Raw genomic sequence first — 307 nt, forward strand, 5'->3', positions numbered from 1 at the left:
TACAAATGCTGATACGCTTATTTTGGGCGGTATCTTTACTAGCATATGCACATGATCTGGACATATTTGTGCTTCTATTATTTCTATTCCTTTTCTTTCACATAACTCTCGTAAGATTTTTCCTATATCTTCTCTTTATTTTGTATATGCTATTATTCTTCTATACTTTGGTGCAAATACTATATGATATTTGCAATTCCATTTTGTGTGTGCTAAACTTTCAATGTCCATTTTGGGACCCTCCTTTATTTTGTTTGTGTAGCCGGCAAGCCACTTTCAATTATAAAGGAGTTTTTATTTTTTTGTT

The 307-nt window shown here is 31.6% G+C and carries 1 pseudogene; it reads right to left on the minus strand.

Annotation, left to right across the window (positions count from 1 at the left end):
- Positions 1-231, minus strand: a pseudogene (tnpA, locus tag UGRO018_RS17865) (IS200/IS605 family transposase); the annotation flags it as partial.
- Positions 232-307 lie beyond the last annotated feature (76 nt).

Origin of the sequence: Hoskinsella mucinilytica, assembly GCF_045223415.1 — a bacterium.
In the GTDB taxonomy this organism is placed as follows: domain Bacteria; phylum Bacillota_I; class Bacilli_A; order Erysipelotrichales; family Erysipelotrichaceae; genus Hoskinsella; species Hoskinsella mucinilytica.